Genomic DNA, 21,319 nt, shown 5'->3' on the forward strand with positions numbered 1-21,319 from the left:
CTGGAGACGACGGCAGGATGGTTGTCCAACGGACTCTGCGGAGGTGATGTGGGTGACTGACCAGGACGACGTACGCCGGATTGCGCTCAGCCTGCCTGAGGTCGAGGAAGCTGAGGATCGGTTCGCGTTCTCTGTCCGCGGCAAGGGGATCGCTTGGGTCTGGCTCGAACGAACCGAACCGAAGACCCGGGTTCCTCGGCCGGACGTCCTCGCCGTCCGCGTCCCCAACGCTGCCGAGAAAGAGGCCCTCCTGGCAGCCGATCCCACCAAGTTCTTCACCGAGCCCCACTACAACGGCTTCCCCGCCGTCCTGGTCCGCCTCCCCACCATCACCTCCACCGAACTCCAAGAACTCCTCACCGACGCCTGGCGAACCCAAGCCCCCAAATCCCTGGTCAAGTCCTTCGACCAGACCTGACCCACACCTAGAGGTATGCGGGAGGCGGGGGTGTGTGCGCGGGTGTGCTGGGAGGGTGTGCCGGGGGTACGCGGGGGCCGGGGGTGGGTGCCCGGACGATCCGACCGCAACCACCCATCTGCGTCTGACTGCCCGGCCTGTCCGCGCGGACGCGCCGGGACGGGCGGACCGGGTCTGGGCCACTTTCCGTTGACAGAGAGCGCTCTGGTGGTGTCGCCTCGGTACTGCCCAATGAGTGTTTGACAGTTGGTGGGGTTTGGGGCAGGGTTCTCCCCAAGGGTTGTTGGGGAGTGAGGTGCGATGACGGACGACGACATCAAGGAGCTGCGGGCCGTGGCTCATCCGGTTCGGCTGCGGATGCTCTCGTTGCTCACTGGTACGGCGATGAGTGCCGCTGAGGTGGCTCGCGAGCTTGACCTGACTCATGCGAACGCGTCGTACCATCTGCGGATCCTGCTCGAGACCGGCACGGTCGTCGAGGCGGGCGAGGAGCGGATTCGCGGCGGCGTCGCCAAGAGGTACCGCTATCCCCACGAGGAACGCGGACAGCATCGGACCCGCGCGACGACGGAGGGCCAGGTCGCCGAGGTGCGTGCGCTCGCCCGCGAGCTCGAGCGGCGGGTGCGGCAGCGCAAGCGGCACACTCCGAGCCATCTCAGCGACCTCGACGGCTGGGTGCAGCCCGAGGTCTGGGAACGCGTACGTGAACTTCTGGCGGAGGCGTCGACGCTGATGCACGACCACAACCAGCCGCCGCGCACGCCGGGTACCGTGCATGTCAGCACCACGTCCTGGACGTTCCAGATGACCCGTAAGGCGTCGTCATGAGCGACGCGCCCGCGCTCGCCCCGCTCCGCGAGCCGAACTTCCGCTACTACTGGCTGTCCCGGCTCATCGATCGGGCCGGTACGACGATGGCCGGCGTCGCGCTCACCTTCGCGGTGCTCGAGGTCAGCAGCTCGGCGACCGCGCTCGGCACCGTCCTGGCGGCCTACAGCATCCCGATGGTCGTGTTCCTGCTGGCGGGCGGGGTGCTGGCCGACCGGTTCGGCCGGACTCTGGTGATCCAGGCGACCAACGTCGCGTCCGGTCTCAGCCAGCTGGCGACGGCCGCGCTGGTGCTGAGCGGCACCGCTGAGGTCTGGCATCTCGCGTTGCTCGCCGCGGTCAACGGGACCGCCACCGCCGCGGGCATGCCTGCGCTGGCCGGTGTGCTGCCTCAGCTGGTCCCGCGTGACCAACTCAAGGCGGCGAACCTGGTGCTCGCAGTGCCCGAGAACGCACTGATGGTGCTGGGCCCGGCCGTGAGCGGCGTGCTCGTGGTCGTCGTCGGACCGGGGTGGGCGCTGGCCGTGGACGGCGCGACCTACCTGCTCGCGACGCTGGCCCTCACTCGTGTTCGCATCCCGCGCCCGGCCGAGGGACACCGGAGCAGGGGCGCCGTCGCCGACCTGCGCGAGGGGTGGACCTTCTTCCGCACGACCACGTGGCTTTGGGTGGTCGTCGCCTCGTTCTCTTTGCTCAACGCCATCACCAGCGGCGCGTTCAACACCCTCGGCCCAGTGCTCGCCACCCGGACCGACATCGGCGAGGCCGGGTGGGGACTGATCCGCTCGGCCCAGGCGGTCGGCTTTCTGGTGTGCTCGCTGGCCCTGATCCGCATCTCCTTCCGAAGGCCGCTCCGCTGGGGGATGTTCGCGATTGCCCTGAACGGCATCCCGCTGCTGGTCCTCGGCCTCGAGCCCGTGCTGGCGGCGGCGATGGTGGCGGCGTTCCTGGCCGGTCTCGGCAGCCAGGTCTTCGGGCTGGGCTGGGACCTCGCCATGCAGGAGCACGTGCCGGACGAGATGCTCTCGCGCGCCTACTCCTACGACATGCTCGGTTCGTTCGTTGCGATCCCCGCCGGCCAGTTGCTGTTCGGTCCGCTCGGGCTGACCTTCGGCATTCAGCGGGTGATGGTGATTGCCGGCGCGGCCTACGTCGCCATCGCGCTGGTGACCCTGATGTCGCGATCGGTGCGCAACCTCCAGCGAGCAACGGTCGTCAGCACCACCTCCCCGCCGGCCTCCTGACCCGCCGGTTGGCCATCACGTCTCAGCAGGCGTGGGACATGAGGTGATGCCCGCTGGAGCACGCGTCGGCGGGCCGCTCGGACCACCATCCGTGGGTCAGGAGGTGGGCCGTTCGGATTCGGGGAGGTCCCAGATGCGGTTGTGGGTCCAGGCGTATTCCCAGGCCTGGATGTCGGGAGGCTGGATGGCCAAGCCGGTGAGGATGGCGCAGACCTGTTCGCGGTGGTGATTGGCGTGGTTGATCGCCTGGGCGATGAAGATGCCGACCCGGGTGGCGCGGGTGTTGTTGTCGACGATCACCACGCGTTCGACGTCGATCGGCTTGGCGAGGAACACCTCCCAGAGCGCGCCCGCCTCGTCGTTCCAGCGTTCGAGGGTGTCGAAGTCGGTCGACGGCTCGCTGTCGACCCAGTCGAGCGGGCTCTCCGCGATCCGGCGCAGGTAGCTGCCGTCGCATCGGACGATGTGATCGAGGGTGGCGAGGATCCCGCCGTACGTGCCGACGCCGGTGACTTCCAGCTGTTCGGCCGTGAGTTTCTGATCGCGGCAGAACTTGATCAGGCTCTTCGTCGCCCAGATGTTGTGCCGGATCGGGTCGTACAACACGTCGTTGAGTCCCATGTTTTCACGGTAGCTCCGCCGTCACCGGGCGCCGTACTCAATTTCCGGACGTCAAGGCGGTGAAGATGTCGTCCCAGTGATCGTGCAGTACGGCGAGATGCGTGGTCTGCTCGTGGATCACCAGGGTCGCGCCCGGGATCCGGTCGGCGAGCCAGTGGCCGTTTCGGATCGACGCGTTCGCGTCCAACGCGCCGTACCAGAGGAAGGTCGGGCACTCGATCGACTCGGGCCGGAAATCCCAATCACGGAACGAGATCGCAGCATCGCGGAGATAGCCGTCCGGGTTCGCAAGGGCCTCGCGTACGGCGGCTGCGATCGCAGTGTCCGAGCCGAGGGGACGGCCGTCGATCGTGGGTCCGGGCCTGGTCGTCAGCTCGGCGTCATGTGGGTCGAGTTGAGCGAGGAAGCGCCGTGCCAGAGCCGCGTCGTCTGGATCGGCGGGGTTGAGTTGGTCGACGTACGCCTCGAAGTCAGGGCGTATCAACTCGACCGCCTCGTCCGGCGTGAGAGCGGACAGGCGGGTGAAGAACGCCTGCTGTTCCGGGCCGAGATCGTCACGGTGGTACGGCGGATCCAGCGCAGGAACAACCGCCGGACTCGCGGCCACGCCGACCGCGATCACCCGGTCCGGATGACGGGCCGCGCACGCCAACGCGTACGGACCACCGATCGACATCCCGAGTACGGCGTACTGCTCGATCCCAAGCAGATCCGCCACCGCCGCGACGTCATCCGCCACGGACAGATGTGTCGACGGGCATGTGTCGGACAGCCCGTATCCCGGCCGGTTCACCGCGACCAGCCGTACGCCGGCACGCCGAGCTGCCGCGTCACCGGCGTACGCCGCATGCCGCGTGTCAGGGCACCCGTGCAGGAAGAACACCGGCACCCCGTCGGTCGCACCGCCGTGCCAGTACTGCGCCCGCCGTCCGTCCGGCAGGCGCAACAACCCGGTCAGTTCGGTGATCAGCTCTGCGCGGTGATGTTCACCATCCAGTTGATCCCGAACTTGTCCGTCACCATGCCGAACTCGTCGCCCCACATCTGCTTCTCCATCGGCATCGTCACCTTGCCGCCCTCGGCCAGCTTCTCGTAATACCCGCGCAGGTCCTCGTCGTCGCCGCTGAGGCTGACCGCGATGTTCTCACCCGGGTTGTACGGCATGCCCTTCGGCGTGTCCGAGGCCATCAGCGTGAACCCGCCCGGTGTCTCGAGCTGGCCGTGCATCAGCTTGTTCTCGTCGTCCGGGCCGCTGCTCGCGCCGAATTCGGCGAACGTGTTGGTGGCCAGATCTCCGCCGAAAATGCTCTGGTAGAACTCCAACGCCTCCCGTGCAGTGCCGTCGAACTGGATGTACGGATTGAGCCGAGACGCCATCTGACTCCCCTTCCCCCTGGTTGAACCACTCTTGGTCCGCACAGTAGACCCGGCCACCGACAGTCCGCGAGACCCTGCTTTTCCCGATCCCGAGCCGTCACCACCCGTACGCCGACCGTGCGCCCACCCGTCTTCCGTCGTACGACGACATCCGCCGTACCGGATCATGATTTGTCCACAGCGACGGCCAATAATCGGCCGCGCGACGCCCGGGCGGCGGCTAGGGTCTCGGCATGATTCCGCGACACATCACGATCGACGCCGGCAACCCGTTCGAGCTCGCACAGTTCTGGAGCACGGCCACCGGCTGGCCGATCGCGGATGGCGACAAGCCCGGCGACGACGAGGTGCTCGTGGTCGCGCCGGCTCCCGTCCCCGGCTTGCTGTTCATCGCCGTACCCGAGACCAAGTCGGTCAAGAACCGCGTCCACCTCGACTGGGTGCCAGACCAGCGCACGCGCGACGAGGAGGTCGAGCGACTCGTCGGCCTCGGCGCCACCATTTACGACGACCACCGCCAGCCCGACGGCCGCGGCTGGGTCACCATGCACGACCCCGAGCACAACGAGTTCTGTGTAGAACGCAGCGAGGCCGAACGCTCCGCCTAACCCTCAGAGGCAGTCCGCGAGCGCCGTCATCGTCTGAATGACGGCGTCCGGACCAGCCGGGCGGAGACGGGCTTCGTGGCGCGGAGATTTGGCCGGCCGAGAACCCCGACGACCAGGGCCGCGAGCCCGTGACGCTCGAGAAACAGCTCGATCGCAGCCGAGGCGTTGTTGCCGACGATGACGACCGCCTGATCCGTCCGCGCACAAGCGGCAAGAAACTCGCGCACGCCTGGCGTGATCGGCGCACTGAGAGCGCAGGAGCGCCATCCGCGATCGTCGACCCGCTGCCGCGTGGGAACAGATCGCACACCGGCCCATCGAAGTCGAGCAGGACCCGTCCGCTCGCGCCGCGGCCGCCGCCACGGATCAGGCATCTGGGCTCAGCGAAAACCGGTCGAGGTAGGCGCGAGACGTCCCGTCCGTCGCGATCACCTGCGACGGGTCCTGCTCATCGTTCGCCACACCGAGAAACCTACTTTGGCTCAGGGGATCAGGAGAGCGGGCACCGAGAGCTACCTGGTGCGCACGCTCCGACGTCACTGGGGCCTGACGCAACTTTTCTCAACTGCTGGCCATCGTGCGGGTATAGGGGATTCTCACCGCCGGCTGGGGGGCCGCGGGTTAGGGGTGGGGGAAGGACATGGTCAGGTGGGTGTTGGTGTTTGCGCTGGTGGCAGCGGGGGCGACTAGCGGCGGCGGGGCGGCGACGGCACGGGTCGCGGCGGACAATCCGGGGATCGCGATCGCTGCGGACCTGCCGGATCCGCCGGGGGCGCAGTTCGTGCCGGGGGCAACGAATGTGATTCCGGCGACCGAGGTGCCGGCGAAGGACATCACGGCGGAGAGCGCGGCGAAGACGCTGGCGGAAGCGGCGGCGGCCGGGACGTACACGTGTCCCGGGTTCAGCTCGGTCGACGACTGGACGCCACTGTCCTACATTCTGCAGGACTACTACGCCTGGGGCGGGTTCAAGCCGTACAAGGTCGGCAACGGCAGCGGCAACATCAACTGGAAGCTCAACCCGTACGGCAATCCCAGCTGGTACATGTGGTTCCACTCACTTCGTTGGCTGGGGCAAGGAATCATCGCGGCCGGCAAGGGTGACGCGAACGCGATCGCGCACGTCACCACGATCGTGAGCGACTGGGTGCTCGACAATCCGTACTCCTGGAAGGCGAACATCGGCGCCTGGGAGTCGACGATGCACCGCACCAACGTCATCATTTGCACAAGGCAAGCAGTCCTGTCCGGCCTGAAGGTCACCACACTGCCGGCGCGGTACCTCTGGCTCGACACCGCGTTGCTGAACCACGCCAGATTCCTGGTCTACAACTGGAGCGGCGCCTGGAACCACGGCACCGACGAGAGCATCGCCCTGTTCGGAGTCGGCTGCACACTCAACCGGTCGGACTACAAGACGCTCGCTCAGCAGCGTCTCGCGGCCGGCATCACGACCGCGATCGACTCGCAGGGTTCGACCAACGAGCAATCGACGGCGTACGCACAGTTCAACTACTCACTCTGGGGCCGCGCGGTCGACGTACTGCGAGCCTGCGGCGCCGACCCCGGTACGACGATCACCACGAGACGCACCCTGATGGCGAAGTGGCTGGCCTTGGCCACGAACTCGATGGGCAATCTCCACCAGATCGGCGATTCCGAGGTCGTGCGTACGGCGCCCGTCGCCGGGACCCCACTCGAGTACGCCGGCAGCCTCGGCGCGAGCGGGACCGCACCGGCCCAACGTGTCGGGTTGTACTCCGCGGGCTACGTCTTCGGCCGCTCCGGTTGGGGCACGAGCGCCACGTTCGCGGCCCAGGCGTCGTACAGCATCAGGTACGGGCCGTCGCGCAAGCTGCACGGGCACAGCGACCACATGTCGCTCACGTACGCCGCCCGCGGTAGAGACATCGTGATCGACGGCGGTCACGCCGGCTACCAGAACGACGTCTGGCGCACCTGGGCGAAGAGCCCGTTCGCGCACAGCTCGATGACGACACCGCTGTCGGCCGACCGGCTGCCGGCCACCAAGCTGACGCGGTACTCACTGAAGTCGACGTCCGACTTCTACGAGTTCTCCGACGTACCCGGGACCGGGATCAGCCGCGTCCGCGCCGTACTGGTGGTCAGAAGTCCGGACCTGGTCGTCACGCTCGACCGTGCGTCGTCCACGACCTCGCAGCAGTTCCAAACGCTGTGGCACCTGCCGTCGGACCAGAAGGCGACGGTGTACTCGCGGACGACCGCACTGGCGATGCGGGCGGGTGACGACACCCGGACGATCCTGTTCCAGGTGCCGTACCGGCAGGCCCTCCCGCGCGGGGCCATCCTGCTCAAGCAGGCGCAGACCCAGCCGATCCAGGGCTGGCACTACCCGAAGATCACCATCCGGCGGTCGGCCCCCACGCTGATGTTCGCACGGGCCGGGAAGTCGGCGTCGATCCTGTCGTTCATCGCGCCGGTGCGGGCGACCGGTTCGGTCACCTACCGCACCCGCTGGTCGGGTACGACGTACGTCGTCGACCTGAGCGTGGCCGGCGTACGGACATCCATCGGAATCACCGCTGGCGGGTCACTTGTCCGCATTGCTTGAATTGATCGGAAATCGGAGGGCCCGCCACCCGGCGGGCCTTCCGTGATGCAACGGAACGAACCGCTCATCGCGTCGAGACATATAGAGGGGTAGGACTTGAGCCTGGGGGGAGTGGGGTCCTTGAGACACCGACGCGGATTCCGTGAAGCGGTCGTCGGCCCGTTCGTCGCCATGACGGTCACGCTGAGCGTCATGGCGGCGACGGGCGGTGTGCTGGTCTTGCTCGAGCCGGGCAGACCACACGTGACATCACCGGTCAGCAGTGTGTCCGACACCGGGGCGCGATCGATCAGTCCCGGGGCCTTCGGTTCGGGGACGCTGGGGCCGTGGCAGGACCTGGTCAAGCGCATCTCGCCCGATGACGAGATCCAGGACGCGCTGATGTTCAACGGGGTGTTCATGTTCGGCGACAGCATCGCCGTCCAGGACGGCGCGGCCCTGGAGAAGCTGCTCCGAGACCGGAGTGGTGACTCCATCGCCGTACACGACTGGTCCGGTCAGCCGGCCTCTGCGGCCGTCGACGCGCTGGAGGACTGGGAACGACAGTTCGGCCTGCCCAGCCGGATCGTGATGGCGGTGGGCTCGAACGACATCTTCGATCCGCCGGCGTTCGCCGCGCAGGTCGAGCGCGCGATGCACATCGCGGGGCCCTCGCGAACGGTGTACTGGGTCAACGTGCACGTCAGCCGGGTCCGTCAGCCGGCCGCGATCCGGGCCGCCGATCAGGCCAACAGCGCGTGGATCAACCAGCAACTCGGGCAGGCCGCCGTACGGCACCCGAACCTGCGGATCGTCGACTGGGCCGGGTTCGTCGCGACCCAGCCGGGCGGGGCGGCGAAGTACCTGCGGGACGGCATTCACACCTCTGAGCCGGATGGCCAGGACGCTCGCAACCAGCTGATCGTCGAGGCGCTCGAAAGCTCCCGCTGAGCCTGGCAACCTCCTCGCCGGTTCCCGCGTTATCAAGGTGTGCCTCGAAATCACCCGCTCACCGCCCGCGGCACCGTGACATCCGCAGTCATCATCGTGGTGCTGCTCGTCACCCTGCTGACACTGATCCACCTGGAGACGCCGACCGCGCACGCGAAGAACAGCACACCCCAGACGGCAAGCACAGGACGTTATGGGTCGGGCACGCTCGGTCCATGGCAGGCGCACGCCAAGGTGATCTCGAGTGCCGCGCACATCCGGCACGTGGTGGCGACCAACGGGGTGGTGCTGTTCGGCGACAGCATCGCCGTACAGGACGGAGACACGCTCGGGCGGCTCCTTGCTCGGCGAGCTGGTACGACGTTCGCCGAGCACAGCTGGTCCGGTGAGCCGACCTCGGCCGCGGTCGACGCGATGGCTGCCTGGGCGCAGGAGTTCGGGTTGCCGCACCGGATCGTGATGGCGGTCGGGTCGAACGACATCTTCGATCCGCCGGCCTTCGCCCCCCAGGTCGAGCGGGCGATGCGGATCGCCGGGCCTTCGCGGACGGTCTACTGGGTGAACGTGCAGGTCCGGCGGACCGACGAACCCGCCGGGATCCAGGTCGCCGACCAGCGGAACAGCGAGTGGATCAACCTGCAGTTGGCGCAGGCGCAGCGGCGCCACCCGAACCTGCGGATCGTGCACTGGGCCGAATACCTGGCCGCGCGTCCCGGACGGTTGCGGACGGATCTGCGGGACGGTCGGCACACAACGGTGCCCGCCGGGCAGACCGCGCGGAACGACCTGATCCTGCAGGCGATTCTGGACCACTGACCTTGCCCGGACAGGCAACGCCGGAACCGGAGTAGGGAGTCCGGGCAACTTTGTCGGGTGCCAAGACATCAATACAGACAGAGGAACCAATCGACTTCCGGGGGGAACCGATGACGGCGAGCACCATGCTGGAGTGACTAGCGGTACGACGCCTCGGCCGCGATGCAACGTCAGACCTGCCGCCGGGCGTTAGTAAGACAAGACCTGTTGGAGCAACAGCCCTGAGTGCCGCCATCTCGGGCATCGCGACGAAAACCACCTGACCAGTCCCAGGGCCCCGTCCGGCCTGAATTCAGGTCTAGGCCAGAACAAGCATGCCCTTGGGGGGCTGCAGTGAGGAACCAACCATGCTCGCGCAACGCCTTCGCAAGGGCGGAACGACCCTGCGACTCAGCATCGCTCTGCTGCTGAGCGCAGCCGTCGTCGTGACGTCGCTGGTGATTCCCTGGGGTGGCTCCACTCCCGAGGCGGCACCCGACCCGACGGTTGGCCGGACTCCCGAACCAGCCACCCCGACCGTGACTCAGCCGCCGAGGCAGAACGTCTACACCTGCCCGGCGTACAGCGGGATCGACGGGAAGAACCCGGTTGCGAACCTCTATCGCGACACGTTCGCCTGGGGCACTGGAGCGCCGTACAAGGTTGGCAACGGCAACGGTGATGTCGACTGGAGCCTGAACCCGTACCAGAACCCGAGCTGGTACATGTGGTTCCACTCGCTTCGTTGGCTGGGGCAAGGAATCGTCGCCGGCGGCAAGGGTGACAAGCGCGCGTTGGCCCGGGTGAGCGCGATCGCCCAGGACTGGGTCAAGGACAATCCGTACACCTGGAAGTCGAACGTCGGGGCCTACGAGTCGACCATGCACCGCACGAACGTGCTGATCTGCTTGCGGCAGGCAACGTTGACCGGGCTGCGGGTGGCAAAGCTGCCGCTGTCGTACACGTGGCTGGACAAGGCGCTGCAGCAGCACGCGTGGTTCCTGCAGAAGAACTACAGCGGCGACTGGAACCACGGCACCGACGAGAGCCTGGCCCTGTTCGGCATCGGCTGCACGCTGAACCGGCCCGACCTGAAGAAGATCGCCGCCGATCGGCTGTCCAGCGCGATCAAGACCTCGATCGACACGCAGGGCTCCACCAACGAGCAGTCGACGGCGTACGCGCAGTTCAACTACTCACTCTGGGGCCGCGCGATCGACGTACTGCAGAAGTGCGGTGTCGACCCGGGTACGACGATCAAGGCACGCCGGCGCGAACTGGCCAAGTGGCTCGCGCTCGCGACCAACTCGCTCGGCAACCTGCACCAGATCGGCGACTCCGAGGTGGTTCGCACGTTCCCGGTCGAGGGAACGGTGCTCGAGTACGCCGGTACGCTCGGCAAGAGCGGGATCCGGCCGAGCCAGCGGATCGGGATCTTCGACGCCGGGTACATCTTCGGCCGGACCGGGTGGGGTGAGACCCGGCCGTTCACGCAGGAATCGACGTACAGCATCCGGTTCGGGCCGGCGCGGAAGCTGCACGGGCACGAGGACCACACCTCGGTCACGTACACCTCGCACGGTCGCGACATCCTCATCGACGGCGGCCACTCCGGCTACAAGTGGGACGACTGGCGGAGCTGGGCGAAGAGCCAGTTCTCCCACAACCAGATGACGGTGTTGTCGACGGCAGCGGAACACCCGGTCACCAAGCTGAACCGGTCGTCGATCTCGGCAACGTCGGAGTTCTACGAGCTGAGCGACTCGCTGGGCAAGGGGATCAACCGGACGCGTGGGGTGCTGGTGCTGAAGGGCCCGGATCTGATGGTGGTGCTGGATCGCGGTACGTCGCCGTCGAACGAGGAGTACCAGACGCTGTGGCATCTGCCGTCGGACCAGACGGTTCGGGTCGTCGGTGATGGTTCCGCGGTGGCGGCGCGGCCGGGTGATCGGGTGAAGACTGTGTTGCTGCAGGTGCCGTTCCAGCAGGAGACGACGCCGATCCAGGTGGCGACAGGTGCGACCGACCCGATCCAGGGCTGGCACTACGAGAACATCAACACCCGCAAGCCCTCCCCGGTGGTGAAGTTCAACCGCTCCGGGCGGTCGGCGTCGATCCTGTCACTCATCGTCCCGGTCCGCACGAACGGCGCCGTCACCTACACGACAACCCAGCAGGGTGGTCGACTTCGGATCAATCTGATTGTCGACAAAGTCAAGACGACGATCGCCATCGCCCCAGACGGAACCATGCAACGCGTGAAGTAGTCAGGTATGCAGGTTCTGCCAGTGCGCCGCGCCGGGCTGCTGAGGTCAGCTCGCAGCGCTCTGGCGGGCTGGGCGGTTGAGCTCAGCCCGCACCGGCAGCGGGCTCGATTGGTGCTCAGCTCGTCGTGGTGGTGCGGGCGCCGACGGGGTGCCAGCCGGGGGGTGGGTCTTCGCCTACTCGGCCGTCGACGGCCTCGCGGAGGAGGTCGGCGTGGCCGGTGTGGCGGCCGTACTCCTCGATCAGGTCGCAGACGAGGCGGCGGAGGCTGGCATGGCGTCCGTCGGGCCAGGTGATGTGCGCGGGCTGATCGAGTCCGCCGTCGGCGATGGCGGCCGCCAAGGTTGCGCGGGAGCGTTCGACGGCGCCGTCCCAGAGTGCGTAAAGCTCCTCGGGCTTGTCGTCGGCGGCGGAGTCGAACTCCCAGTCGTTGTCGTCCTTCCACCCGTTGCCGACCCACGGCCCACCCATCGGCTCACCGCGGAACTTGACGTTGAACAGGTAGTCCTCGTTCGCCGCCAGATGTTTCAGCAGTCCGCCGATCGTCAACGACGACACACCGATCCGCGTCTGCAGCCCGGCCGCGTCCAGGTCGTCGGCTTTCCAACGGAACGTCGTACGCAACCGATCGAGCGCCCCGACCAGGTGCTCGACGTCGGTGCCGGCAACCGGAGGTTCCCACCAGATGTCAGTCATAGCGCCACGCTAGACCCGGTTCCGGACGATCCCCTTCCGGAACTATTGTCGACAATCATGATCTGCCTCGAGATGACGTCACCGACCCAACTCATCCCCGGCAACCCACCGCCCGCCCCACTGACACTCGAAGAGCCACCCGCGGATGCCGCACCACTGATTCGCGCGCTCTACAACCGCATCTGGGACCCGATCGGTTCGAGCGGCCGAAGCGCCTGGACCGACGCCGAATGGACCGGGGAACTGTCGCAGCCAGGAATCCACACCTGGCTGGCCCAGGTGACCGACGAGGTAGCCGGCTTCGTCGAACTCTCAGTCGAACCGGACGGCGATGTGGGCGTCGTCGTCTTCGGCCTGGTCCCCGAGTACCAGTCCAAGGGGTTCGGCAGCGCCTTCCTCACCCTCGCCACCCAAACCGCCTGGTCCCTCAACTCCCCCACGACGCGCGTCTATCTCCACACCAACCCCGACGAACACCCCCACGCCCTACCCAACTACCAATCCCGCGGCTTCCGAATCGTCGACAACGGCCCGCGCGGTTAGACGTGCACGGGAGTCCACTGCGTGTTGTGATTCCAGCCGGGGAGTTCGAAGGCCCAGCCGGTCAGCAGTTGATGGGCTGCGCGCATGTCGGCGACAGAGGTGCCGTAGTGCCGATCAGCGCTGCCCTCGCGGTGCTCGACGACGTACGAACCGTCCTCACAGCGCAGGGCTTGGGCGTACGTGTGCCCACTGGCATCGGTCGTTCGCTCGATGATGAGGTAGTTGCCTTCACCTCGTTCGACATCCGACAGCAGTTCGAAGAGCAGATCCTCCGACGGGTCGTCCCACCGCTCGTTCGATTCGGTGATCGCGCGCAGTATCGGCGTACTCATGAGGACATGTTGCCAGTCCGACCCTCGAGGTAATCAAGGTATTCGAGGTACTCCGTCAGCCGGGGATCCGCCGCCGGGACCCGCACGAGTCGCGGCCGCGCGTCCTCGAGGAACCATCGCTTGACGTCTGCCGTGATGTCGATCGTCTCGGAATAGCCGACCTTCAGTTCGTTTCCCATCAAGTACGGCGCCCAGTCGAGGAAGAGATCCGCGGCGTGCCCATCCGCCGGACCGTGCGGCTGCGCGTTCCACACCTCGAGCCAATGAACCAGAGGTACGGGCGTCGTCGCGAGGAAACTGAGCACGACACGAGCCTCCGGCTGACGCGGGTACGACGACAACGTCGCCTCCCACCAAACGTTGCATAAGGCAAGCATCGCCGCACGCTCATCCTCGGCCCAAGCACTCCAGCACCCAACTTCGACAAGACGCTCCGCGACCAACTCCTCGTCGACGTGAAGGTCGTCATGAACCAGCAGCGCCATGATGCGAGGTGTCAGCTTCTTGTACAGATTGGCAAAGTCGCCGAAATGATCCGGCACCTCGAGGGCAACCGAAGGCAGCAGATGCGAAGGGATCGAAGCGACTGGGCCGGCGAGCGCAGCCGCGTCCTGCTCGCTGTAGCAATGGCTGCAGTAGTCACTGACATCAGCCTTCACCCCCGCCAGCACATCACCCAACCGCTCCAACGCACCTTCAACCGCAGACTCCATCACACCTGAAATCATCCAGGTGTCCCCTCAATCCCGCCACCACAATTGGCACCAGCGCGACTGGCGGCGATCCAGCGCTCGGCGGACGATCGACCGGCCACGTCACGTCTCGTCGCAGTAGACCTCGACTGCCGTCGGTAGCGCCGACTCCAGGACGGGCCATTCCGGACGCTGGTTCACCGCGGCAAACCACTCCGGCAGCTGTCTTCCGTCGCCGCGGAACCACCACTCCGAGTGTGAACCCAGCACCTCGAGCCGAGGCGTCGGCAGGTACTGGAGATCGCAGTGGAACTGCAGATACTCCTCGGAGTCACGCAAGCCGAACTGCCTGGTCAGATCGAGGTGAAAGCGCGGCTCGCCGGAGAAGTCATAGATCCCGAACTGGTACAGGAGACCGTCGGAGTCCGGCTCCCGCGGCACATCGAACTCGATCCCGCTGAACGAGCCGAACACCGACCACGCGCTCGCCGCGGTCAGCGACTCGACCGTCAAACCCGTCTGACGCACAAGAGTGCGAAACACCTCGGGAGAACCCGACGGACTCGGCTGCCGACCATGCATCACAAGACCCCAATCCCATGCACCAGTTGACCAACCTATGGCAACGAGCCGACCGCTGCGGCCACCGGCGCTGGGGTCAAGCACTTCTACTTGATCTGAGGGTTGGGGAAGAGCCTGATGCCGGTGGATGCGCTGATCACTGCGCGGTCTCCGAGTGGGGCGGCCAGGGCGACGACCGCGGCTGACCGACGCAGTGCCGCCGTACATGCGGTGCCGGCCGGCGGCTGGTCGTGGCTTCCTCCGACGACCACCAGGTCGTCGAATTCGAGAACGTGAGCTCGGAGGTTGCCATCGCAGTCCCCGTGGTTGAGGAAGAAGGTGAGCGTGCTGCCTTCGACCCGGGCGAGGATCTCGGCGTGGAGCAGGCCCGGTGCGGGATCGTCGAGCCCGGGCGGCGGGACCGGCATGGCCGGCGTCTTGAGTACGTCTTTGGAAACTGCGACGACGACGATCTTTCTCGACAGGCGCTTCGCGGTGAAGGACCACGCGGGTACGGTCGCGGGACCCCGGCTCGTGACGACCTCGGCTGTTCCCAGCGAAGCGGCGGTGATCGTGAGGGTGCACGACGATGCCGGTATGCCCCTGCAATTGCTCTGGGTGAACCCGATCTCGCCGGTAAGGGCAGGGCGAGCGTCGACCACGCTCACCGGAACGCTCGATCCGTCCGCGAAATCGATGCGGGATGTACCGCCTGATCCGAGCCGAACGCCCGGGGCCACGACGACCTTCCCGGCCGACCACGCAAGCTTCTGCTCGGTCGTGTCGAACGCGAGGTCCGGCGTCCGGGACGAATGCAGGAAGATCCCTTCCGGAGGCTTCGGGATCCCCGCGGCCCGGACAACCTCCGCGACGGCGCGCGCCCGCTCTTCAAACGCCGCAGTCGCCGGAGCTGCCGGAACGGCACCACGGGGCACCGTCGGCGCCACGCTGGGCGTCGCGTCGCTTGCACCAGAGGTTGGTGGGACCTCGGCTCCACACGCCGTGAGGGCGAACCCGATCACCACGACGGCAGAACCGACGTACCCACGACTGCGGTTCATGAGCCTCATACTCCGTGGACGCCTCAGGCCCGGCGAATCGTTGCATTGACCGTCGTAGGCCGAGTGTCCACTTCCAGGGGCCGCCCGACCGGGCGGCCCCTGCGGTTCCTACTTGCCGCGTAGCAGCACGGGGCCCGACTCGATGCCGAACCCACATTCGATGGGGCTGCAGACGGTCGCGATCGTGTCGCTGGCCGCCTTGCCTCCGGCGAACTTGCTGCCGTCCGGCACCACCTGCACGCTCCATGACTGCACCGTGGTGTCGCACAGAAGGGTGTTGATACCGCTGCCACGAACGGTGAAGCGCCCGGCCTGCTGCGTCAGTCTGACCTCCACGATCCCGAAGGCCGGATCGCCGGTGCACGTCGCGGTCCCGCTCACCGTCGCCGAACCGGTCCGACTGTTGAAGCTTGCGACCGGGTTCACGGTGATGTCCACCGTGGGTGGCGGCGGGAGCACATCGATCGTGAGGTTGAGTGTCCCCCCGTTACCCCCTCCGTCGAACTGGTTGTCGAAGACCAGCATCGTGTACGTCGTACCGGCGGTCGCCGTCCACGTCACCGCACCGAAGCCACAGGCCACCAGGCTCCAGTTCCCCGGGCTGCCGGTCGCAACGTTCGCGGTGGTTGAGTACGTCGACGAAGACACGTCGGCCCGGAGAGGGCCGTCCGCGGTCGGGGTGATCTCGTACCAGACGCTGGCATCGGTCGGCAGCGGCGCGGGTGTTCCACAGAAGTCAGTGCTGATGTCGTCGCTGTCGGTGGTTGCCTCGGTGGTGTCGAGGCTGTCGGTGAACGGGATGGCGCCGACCACGGTGCGGCCGCCGTAGGTGTCGTTGCCCGGCGGGGCCGCGAGCGCCGTACCCGCGGATGTGATCAGGGTGCCGAGCACGAGCGCGGCAAGAGCCGCGCTCCGAAGGTGTCTCATGTTCCCCCTCCTGAAGGTTGCTTGCGGACGCAAGCAGGCGCCCGCAACTGGACGCTGTCCCCGGCGGCCGTCGCCCGGCAGACCCCGATCCCTCCCCGGCCCCAGAGCGGCGCCGGCATCCTCACCCAGCAGGCCTCCATCCACCGGGGCACCGCCCTACCGGCCATGATGCACCGCTGCACCGGCTGGTGTCCGCAGCTGGGAAACGCCGAATCGAACCGACGACCTTCTCATACGAGGAGGAAGCTCAGCGTCGCATTTCGCCCTCTAGCAGCGCTTCCAGCAAGGCCGGCCGCTGACCTGGTTCGATCCACGTCGCGGCCTGCTGGGACCCACGTCTTCGCTATGTTTGACCGACTTGCCGTTTCCCAGAATCGGCGAGACGACTCCCTCTTGCCTTGAAGGGATCGACCACCTGGCCGAGAGGGCGGAATGGAATGCGGGCAATACTCCTGAGCGGCACGCTGGCGACGGTCTGCTCGCTGCTGGGGACCCGGATCGCCATCGGATGGTTCGCCCGGCACGGCTTCGGCCAGCCGATCAGGCACGACGGACCGACGACACATCATGTGAAGCGGGGCACGCCGACCATGGGCGGTCTCGTGATCCTGCTGAGTGCCACTGCGGCCTATTTGGCGGCAACGATCTTGACCGGCGGGTGGCCGAGTGCCAGCGCTTGGCTCCTGGTGTTGCTGTTCTTCGGCTGCGGGGTAGTGGGGTTCCTCGACGACTTCATCAAGGTCTACACCCAGAACAACCAGGGTCTGAGCAGTCGGGCCAAGATGGCGGGTCAGACGCTGGTCGCGCTCGTCTTCGGGGTCCTGTCCACGCAATTCTTCGCCGACGAGCGCGGTGTCAGGCCGGCGTCGCAGTACATCTCCACCACTCATGACTGGGGGATCAAGCTGCCCCTGATCGTGATCCTGCTACTGATCTGGTTCCTCGTCACCGCGACCTCCAACGGCGCCAACCTCACCGATGGCGCCGACGGGCTGCTCGCCGGCGCCTCGGCGTTGATCTTCGGCGCGTACACCATCGTGAACATCTGGCAGAACAACCAGCTGTGCGACTCCTCGCGGCCCACCGTGGTGGAGTCACAGTGCTACCAGGTGCGCGACCCTCTCGACCTCGCGGTCTTCGCAGCCGCCATCACTGCGGCCTGCATCGGCTTCCTCTGGTGGAACGCCAAGCCCGCACGGATCATCATGGGCGACGTCGGCTCCCTCGCCATCGGTGGCGCCTTGGCCGGGCTGGCGATCATGTCTCGAACCGAGCTCCTGATGGCCGTCATCGCCGGACTGTTCGTGCTCGAGACCCTGTCCGTGCTACTGCAGATGATCTGCTTCAAGCTGACCAAGCGACTCACGGGCACGGGCCGTCGCATCTTCCGAATCGCTCCCATTCACCATCACTTCGAACACCTGGGATGGGACGAGGTGACCGTCGTGATCCGCTTCTGGATCGTCGCCGGGGTCTTCGTCGCGACCGGGCTCGGGATCTTCTATGCCTCGTGGCTGGCCTGAGCTCGCACCACGACCCGCACCACGTGATCCGGAAACGACGAAACCCCCGGGCGAGGACCTGGCCTCTGACCTGGGGGTTCGGGTGGAGCCGCCTGTCGGATTCGAACCGACGACCTTCTCATCACGACAAGGAACGTCGTCGTCGCATCCCCTGACTCGCGAGCGAGCACCAAGCTGGGTGGTTCTCGCGATGGTTGGGTTGGACCCGCGAGTGATGCGGCGGAGGTTGCGGCCATGGGGTCCATTGTGCAGAGGGCGCAGCCTTATACACGGGTAGCCCGCTGGGCTGCCTCTGTATCGGCGCCGCGCCGCCGGCGATGGGCCAGCCGCGTGGGCGAGGGATCGGCACGGCCTCAGGGTGCATCCTGTTGTAGCGACCTCCGGGTGCTGGCCACCCGCGCAGCACCCGTCATGCCACCGCCAATGCCCGGTTCCGGGGCGAGTACGTCGGAAGGCCGTTGTGTCCTGTGCGCTCGCGGGCGGGCTGTGTGGACGCATTCGGCCTGCACAGCGAGCGATCTCAATGTGTAGGTGGCGCTGTTGTGTAGCCCGATGCTGCGGAGCGGAATCCGTCGGTGAGGGGTGCGGTGCGCACGCCGAGGTGCAGGAGGACCGCGAGCACCCGCCGGTTGGCGTCCTCGGTGTCGGCGATGCCGAGCTTGATGAGCAGTCGCCGGACATGTGCTTCGACGGTCCGTTCGCTGAGGACCAACCGTTTGGCGATACCAGTGTTGGTCATCCCTTGCGCCATCAAGCGGAGCACTTCGTTCTCCCGCTCGGTGAGCTGAGCGAGGTTTTCCCGGCGTGCGGTGCGGTTGAGTAGTGCGGCGACCACCTGTGGGTCGAGCGCCGAGCCTCCCTCGGCGACTCGAGTGAGAGCGGCGAGGAACTCCGAGACGTCCAGCACCCGGTCCTTGAGCAGGTAGCCGAACCCGCCCAGGCCGGCGAGTTCCACGCTGTGGGCCGTCTCGATGTGTTGCGAGAGCAGGAGGACGCCGAGGTCGGGCCGGGTCGATTTGAGTGCGGCGGCCGCGCGGGTGCCCTCGTCGGTGAAGGAGGGGGGCAGCCGGACGTCGAGAATGACGACGTTGGGTGAGTGCTTCCGGACCGCATCCTCAATGCCGTCGCAGTCGCCGAGCGAGGCGACGACGTCGTGTCCTGCGTTGCGGATCAGTCCGGCAAGGCCTTCGCGCAGCAGTGCCTGGTCCTCGACCAGGATCACCCGCATGGCAGTTCCGCGGTCAGCAGTGTGCCCTGGGTGCCGGACTCGATGTGCAGCCGGCCGCCGACCGCGGCCACCCGGTCGGCCAGACCCGCCAGTCCGGAACCTTCGCGCGCTAGCGCTCCGCCTACGCCATCGTCGGCGACGGAGACGAACAGCGAGCCGTTGCGGTGTACGGCGCGCATGGTGGCCGCGGTGGCCCGGGCATGCTTGATGACGTTGGTCAGGCCCTCACATCCGACGAAGTAGGCGGTTGTCTCCAGATTGCGGTCCAGACGTTCGGGGTCGGCGTCGACGACGACGGGGATCGGGGCGCGTCCGGCAAGCTCTCGGAACGCCGCGGCGATTCCGGCATCTAGCTGGGGCGGGGGTAGCCGGTAGGTCAGCATGCGCAGCTCCTCGATGGTTGCGGCCAGGTCCGCCACCAGCCCGTCGACATGGTCGGCGTCCTCATGTGCGCCCGTGGTTCTCAGCCTGTCTTCGATCCCGCGAAGCCCGATGCCGATGGTCACCAGCCGCTGTTGGGCACCGTCGTGCAGGTTGCGCTGGATTCGGCGCCGCTCGTCGTCCGCGGCCTCGGCGATGCGCGCCCGTGATCGGTCGAGCTCGTCGAGCTGCCGGTTGAGCTCGACGCTCAACCGCGCCACCTGCAGCGCCAGCCGGCCGTGCTCCACCAGGTGGCGGACTCGTGACTGGCGGGATGGGTCCCCCGTGTCGCGGTACTGGACGACGGCTTCCGGCACCCCGGCACGATCCACCTCGACAACCGCCAAGCCGGGATTGAGCTCCGCCGGGCGGCCGCGCATGTCGGCGTAGCCACCGGACGCCGGCAGATAGACCAGCAGCCGCAGCTGCGGGTCACGCAGCGCCTCCCGGAGCACGTCCTGGATGCGGTCCGGGCGGTCGGTACCCGATCGCAGGCGCTCGAGAAAGGCGTCGACGCGTAGTCGGGCGGAATGGCCGTCCTGGTCGAAGCGTCTGTCCAGGACCAGCCGCACGGCCCGCAGGGCGGGCCGGAAGACCGTGGCCGCGGCCAGGGTCGCCGCGGCCACCTGCCAGGCCGAGGACCCTCCGACGACCGCACCCAGCACGACGCTCACGGCCGCATAGACGGCCAGAACCAGGATCGACGCGCCGGCGTAGGCGACCGACCGCAGGATGATGAGGTCGACGTCGAACAGCCGGTAGCGCAGCACCGCGGCGCCGAGCGCCAGGGTCATGACCGACAGCGTGAGCGGCGAAATCTCCCGCAGGAGCGGTGACACGTACCACAAGGCGAAGGACACGGGAAGGAACAGCGCGAGGACTACCCCGGCGAGACTGACCCACTTGAGCTGCTGGCGTACGACCTGCTCCGCGTGCCAGAACCGCACAAACAGCGACACCAGCGCCCCCACCGCCGACAGGGACATCAGCGTAGCGCCGACGACGGTGAGATGCTGGCCGGGCAGCCAGTCAACGGCGAAGCGGTTGCGTTCTCCGGTGTTCGCGTTGATCGACGACGGGCTGAACGACCAGCCGACGACATAGGTCAGCGTACCCGCGACGCCGGCCCATACGACGATCCGCCACCGCCGGCTGGGCAACCGGCCGGTGGGGGTGTACAGCAGGGCAAGGACCCACATCAGGGCCCCCGGACACCAAGCCACCAGCCCGACCCACTGGGCCACCTCGCCAGCGGGCCAGCCCTGCTCGACGGCCCGCAGACCCCAGCCGGTCGCCAGATCCGAGGTCACCGCGCCCTGCACCCCGAACAGACAGAGAATCCACCCAACCGGGTGACGTGGCAGCCGACGCACGATGAGCGCGCCCACTGCGGTCAGCGTGATCTCGTAGAGGGCGAAGAAGACCGAGTAGTACGACGGCAGGCCCCACGACAGGGCCACCGCACCCACCTCGGCGAGCACCGTCAACCCCAGACACGCTGAGGCCAGGGTCACAGGCCGAGTGACTCGCACCCGATCATCATGACCCGCGCGCCGCCCGGAGACATCAGTGTCAGCACTACATAGCAGGTGAAGTGGTACCGCCGATGCCGCAAACGCCCGGCGTACCTAGCGTCGATGGCATCCACTCGACGAAG

General features: G+C 67.1%; 22 protein-coding genes. 10 read left to right on the forward strand and 12 right to left on the reverse strand.

Going from position 1 to position 21,319, the window contains the following annotated elements; all coding sequences use genetic code 11:
• Positions 1-52 precede the first annotated feature (52 nt).
• From V9K99_RS13510 to V9K99_RS13520, 3 genes are all read left to right on the forward strand, one after another.
• Complete coding sequence (locus tag V9K99_RS13510; protein ID WP_337001686.1) at positions 53-418, forward strand: MmcQ/YjbR family DNA-binding protein; 366 nt, start codon at positions 53-55, stop codon at positions 416-418.
• Between the two features lie 300 nt (positions 419-718).
• On the forward strand, positions 719-1,246 hold the full coding sequence (locus V9K99_RS13515; RefSeq protein WP_337001684.1) for an ArsR/SmtB family transcription factor: 528 nt from the start codon (positions 719-721) through the stop codon (positions 1,244-1,246).
• Positions 1,243-2,490, forward strand: a complete 1,248-nt coding sequence (locus V9K99_RS13520) for an MFS transporter (RefSeq protein ID WP_337001682.1) — start codon at positions 1,243-1,245, stop codon at positions 2,488-2,490. Before V9K99_RS13515 ends, V9K99_RS13520 begins: the two co-directional genes overlap by 4 nt.
• A gap of 96 nt (positions 2,491-2,586) precedes the next feature.
• Here the strand turns inward: V9K99_RS13520 and V9K99_RS13525 are convergent, their stop codons facing one another.
• From V9K99_RS13525 to V9K99_RS13535, 3 genes are read right to left on the reverse strand one after another with little or no spacing between them, the layout of a single operon-like run.
• The gene (locus V9K99_RS13525; RefSeq protein WP_337001680.1) at positions 2,587-3,111 is read right to left on the reverse strand and encodes a DinB family protein; all 525 of its coding nucleotides are present in this window, start codon (positions 3,109-3,111) and stop codon (positions 2,587-2,589) included.
• 37 nt (positions 3,112-3,148) lie between these two features.
• Positions 3,149-4,153: an alpha/beta fold hydrolase gene (locus V9K99_RS13530; protein WP_337336391.1), complete on the reverse strand. Its 1,005-nt coding sequence runs from the start codon at positions 4,151-4,153 to the stop codon at positions 3,149-3,151.
• A complete protein-coding gene (locus V9K99_RS13535; protein WP_337001675.1) occupies positions 4,078-4,488 on the reverse strand; it encodes a VOC family protein in 411 nt (136 codons plus the stop codon). Before V9K99_RS13535 ends, V9K99_RS13530 begins: the two co-directional genes overlap by 76 nt.
• Before the next feature lie 233 nt (positions 4,489-4,721).
• Between V9K99_RS13535 and V9K99_RS13540 the strand changes: the two genes are divergently transcribed.
• Entirely contained in the window at positions 4,722-5,096 is a 375-nt protein-coding gene (locus V9K99_RS13540; protein WP_337001672.1) for a VOC family protein, read from the forward strand.
• A 26-nt stretch (positions 5,097-5,122) separates the two neighbouring features.
• Here V9K99_RS13540 and V9K99_RS13545 read toward each other — a convergent pair whose 3' ends face one another.
• On the reverse strand, positions 5,123-5,323 hold the full coding sequence (locus V9K99_RS13545; protein WP_337001670.1) for a hypothetical protein: 201 nt from the start codon (positions 5,321-5,323) through the stop codon (positions 5,123-5,125).
• Positions 5,324-5,748: 425 nt separating this feature from the next.
• Between V9K99_RS13545 and V9K99_RS13550 the strand changes: the two genes are divergently transcribed.
• From V9K99_RS13550 to V9K99_RS13565, 4 genes are all read left to right on the forward strand, one after another.
• Positions 5,749-7,689 (forward strand): heparinase II/III domain-containing protein, encoded by a 1,941-nt coding sequence (locus tag V9K99_RS13550; RefSeq protein WP_337001668.1) that lies wholly within the window; start codon positions 5,749-5,751, stop codon positions 7,687-7,689.
• Between the two features lie 120 nt (positions 7,690-7,809).
• The gene (locus tag V9K99_RS13555; RefSeq protein WP_337001666.1) at positions 7,810-8,619 is read left to right on the forward strand and encodes a hypothetical protein; all 810 of its coding nucleotides are present in this window, start codon (positions 7,810-7,812) and stop codon (positions 8,617-8,619) included.
• A 39-nt stretch (positions 8,620-8,658) separates the two neighbouring features.
• Positions 8,659-9,435, forward strand: coding sequence for a hypothetical protein (locus tag V9K99_RS13560; protein ID WP_337336392.1), 777 nt, complete (start codon positions 8,659-8,661; stop codon positions 9,433-9,435).
• A gap of 347 nt (positions 9,436-9,782) precedes the next feature.
• A complete protein-coding gene (locus V9K99_RS13565) occupies positions 9,783-11,681 on the forward strand; it encodes a heparinase II/III domain-containing protein (protein ID WP_337001662.1) in 1,899 nt (632 codons plus the stop codon).
• Positions 11,682-11,796: 115 nt separating this feature from the next.
• Here the strand turns inward: V9K99_RS13565 and V9K99_RS13570 are convergent, their stop codons facing one another.
• Positions 11,797-12,375, reverse strand: a complete 579-nt coding sequence (locus tag V9K99_RS13570; protein ID WP_337001660.1) for a mycothiol transferase — start codon at positions 12,373-12,375, stop codon at positions 11,797-11,799.
• Positions 12,376-12,432: 57 nt separating this feature from the next.
• On the opposite strand from V9K99_RS13570, the gene V9K99_RS13575 reads away from it, so the two are divergent.
• Positions 12,433-12,918, forward strand: coding sequence for a GNAT family N-acetyltransferase (locus tag V9K99_RS13575; RefSeq protein ID WP_337001658.1), 486 nt, complete (start codon positions 12,433-12,435; stop codon positions 12,916-12,918).
• On the opposite strand, the gene V9K99_RS13580 is transcribed toward V9K99_RS13575, so the two are convergent.
• From V9K99_RS13580 to V9K99_RS13600, 5 genes are all read right to left on the reverse strand, one after another.
• A complete protein-coding gene (locus V9K99_RS13580; RefSeq protein ID WP_337001656.1) occupies positions 12,915-13,250 on the reverse strand; it encodes a hypothetical protein in 336 nt (111 codons plus the stop codon). The genes V9K99_RS13575 and V9K99_RS13580 overlap by 4 nt on opposite strands.
• Entirely contained in the window at positions 13,247-13,963 is a 717-nt protein-coding gene (locus tag V9K99_RS13585; protein ID WP_337001654.1) for a hypothetical protein, read from the reverse strand. Before V9K99_RS13585 ends, V9K99_RS13580 begins: the two co-directional genes overlap by 4 nt.
• Before the next feature lie 102 nt (positions 13,964-14,065).
• Positions 14,066-14,470: a hypothetical protein gene (locus V9K99_RS13590; protein WP_337001652.1), complete on the reverse strand. Its 405-nt coding sequence runs from the start codon at positions 14,468-14,470 to the stop codon at positions 14,066-14,068.
• Positions 14,471-14,610: 140 nt separating this feature from the next.
• Positions 14,611-15,564, reverse strand: coding sequence for a hypothetical protein (locus tag V9K99_RS13595; protein WP_337001650.1), 954 nt, complete (start codon positions 15,562-15,564; stop codon positions 14,611-14,613).
• Between the two features lie 108 nt (positions 15,565-15,672).
• A complete protein-coding gene (locus V9K99_RS13600) occupies positions 15,673-16,491 on the reverse strand; it encodes a hypothetical protein (protein ID WP_337001648.1) in 819 nt (272 codons plus the stop codon).
• A 437-nt stretch (positions 16,492-16,928) separates the two neighbouring features.
• Here V9K99_RS13600 and mraY point away from each other — a divergent pair, with 437 nt between their 5' ends.
• The gene (gene mraY / locus V9K99_RS13605; RefSeq protein WP_337001646.1) at positions 16,929-18,014 is read left to right on the forward strand and encodes a phospho-N-acetylmuramoyl-pentapeptide-transferase; all 1,086 of its coding nucleotides are present in this window, start codon (positions 16,929-16,931) and stop codon (positions 18,012-18,014) included.
• 520 nt (positions 18,015-18,534) lie between these two features.
• Here the strand turns inward: mraY and V9K99_RS13610 are convergent.
• Together V9K99_RS13610 and V9K99_RS13615 are read right to left on the reverse strand one after the other, a co-directional pair.
• Entirely contained in the window at positions 18,535-19,242 is a 708-nt protein-coding gene (locus V9K99_RS13610) for a response regulator transcription factor (RefSeq protein WP_337001644.1), read from the reverse strand.
• Complete coding sequence (locus tag V9K99_RS13615; RefSeq protein WP_337001642.1) at positions 19,233-21,194, reverse strand: sensor histidine kinase; 1,962 nt, start codon at positions 21,192-21,194, stop codon at positions 19,233-19,235. Before V9K99_RS13615 ends, V9K99_RS13610 begins: the two co-directional genes overlap by 10 nt.
• Between the last annotated feature and the right edge of the window lie 125 nt (positions 21,195-21,319).

The sequence above is a fragment of the Kribbella sp. CCNWLW201 genome, from assembly GCF_037203805.1.
In the GTDB taxonomy this organism is placed as follows: domain Bacteria; phylum Actinomycetota; class Actinomycetes; order Propionibacteriales; family Kribbellaceae; genus Kribbella.

Bases quoted from the DNA above. Each gene is read 5' to 3' on its own strand.
- V9K99_RS13515 (WP_337001684.1), top strand. From the start codon at position 719: ATGACGGACGACGACATCAAGGAGCTGCGGGCCGTGGCTCATCCGGTT.
- V9K99_RS13585 (WP_337001654.1), bottom strand. From the start codon at position 13,963: ATGGAGTCTGCGGTTGAAGGTGCGTTGGAGCGGTTGGGTGATGTGCTG.
- V9K99_RS13580 (WP_337001656.1), bottom strand. From the start codon at position 13,250: ATGAGTACGCCGATACTGCGCGCGATCACCGAATCGAACGAGCGGTGG.
- V9K99_RS13540 (WP_337001672.1), top strand. From the start codon at position 4,722: ATGATTCCGCGACACATCACGATCGACGCCGGCAACCCGTTCGAGCTC.
- V9K99_RS13565 (WP_337001662.1), top strand. From the start codon at position 9,783: ATGCTCGCGCAACGCCTTCGCAAGGGCGGAACGACCCTGCGACTCAGC.
- V9K99_RS13595 (WP_337001650.1), bottom strand. From the start codon at position 15,564: ATGAACCGCAGTCGTGGGTACGTCGGTTCTGCCGTCGTGGTGATCGGG.
- V9K99_RS13575 (WP_337001658.1), top strand. From the start codon at position 12,433: ATGATCTGCCTCGAGATGACGTCACCGACCCAACTCATCCCCGGCAAC.
- mraY (WP_337001646.1), top strand. From the start codon at position 16,929: ATGCGGGCAATACTCCTGAGCGGCACGCTGGCGACGGTCTGCTCGCTG.
- V9K99_RS13525 (WP_337001680.1), bottom strand. From the start codon at position 3,111: ATGGGACTCAACGACGTGTTGTACGACCCGATCCGGCACAACATCTGG.
- V9K99_RS13610 (WP_337001644.1), bottom strand. From the start codon at position 19,242: ATGCGGGTGATCCTGGTCGAGGACCAGGCACTGCTGCGCGAAGGCCTT.
- V9K99_RS13570 (WP_337001660.1), bottom strand. From the start codon at position 12,375: ATGACTGACATCTGGTGGGAACCTCCGGTTGCCGGCACCGACGTCGAG.
- V9K99_RS13520 (WP_337001682.1), top strand. From the start codon at position 1,243: ATGAGCGACGCGCCCGCGCTCGCCCCGCTCCGCGAGCCGAACTTCCGC.
- V9K99_RS13600 (WP_337001648.1), bottom strand. From the start codon at position 16,491: ATGAGACACCTTCGGAGCGCGGCTCTTGCCGCGCTCGTGCTCGGCACC.
- V9K99_RS13535 (WP_337001675.1), bottom strand. From the start codon at position 4,488: ATGGCGTCTCGGCTCAATCCGTACATCCAGTTCGACGGCACTGCACGG.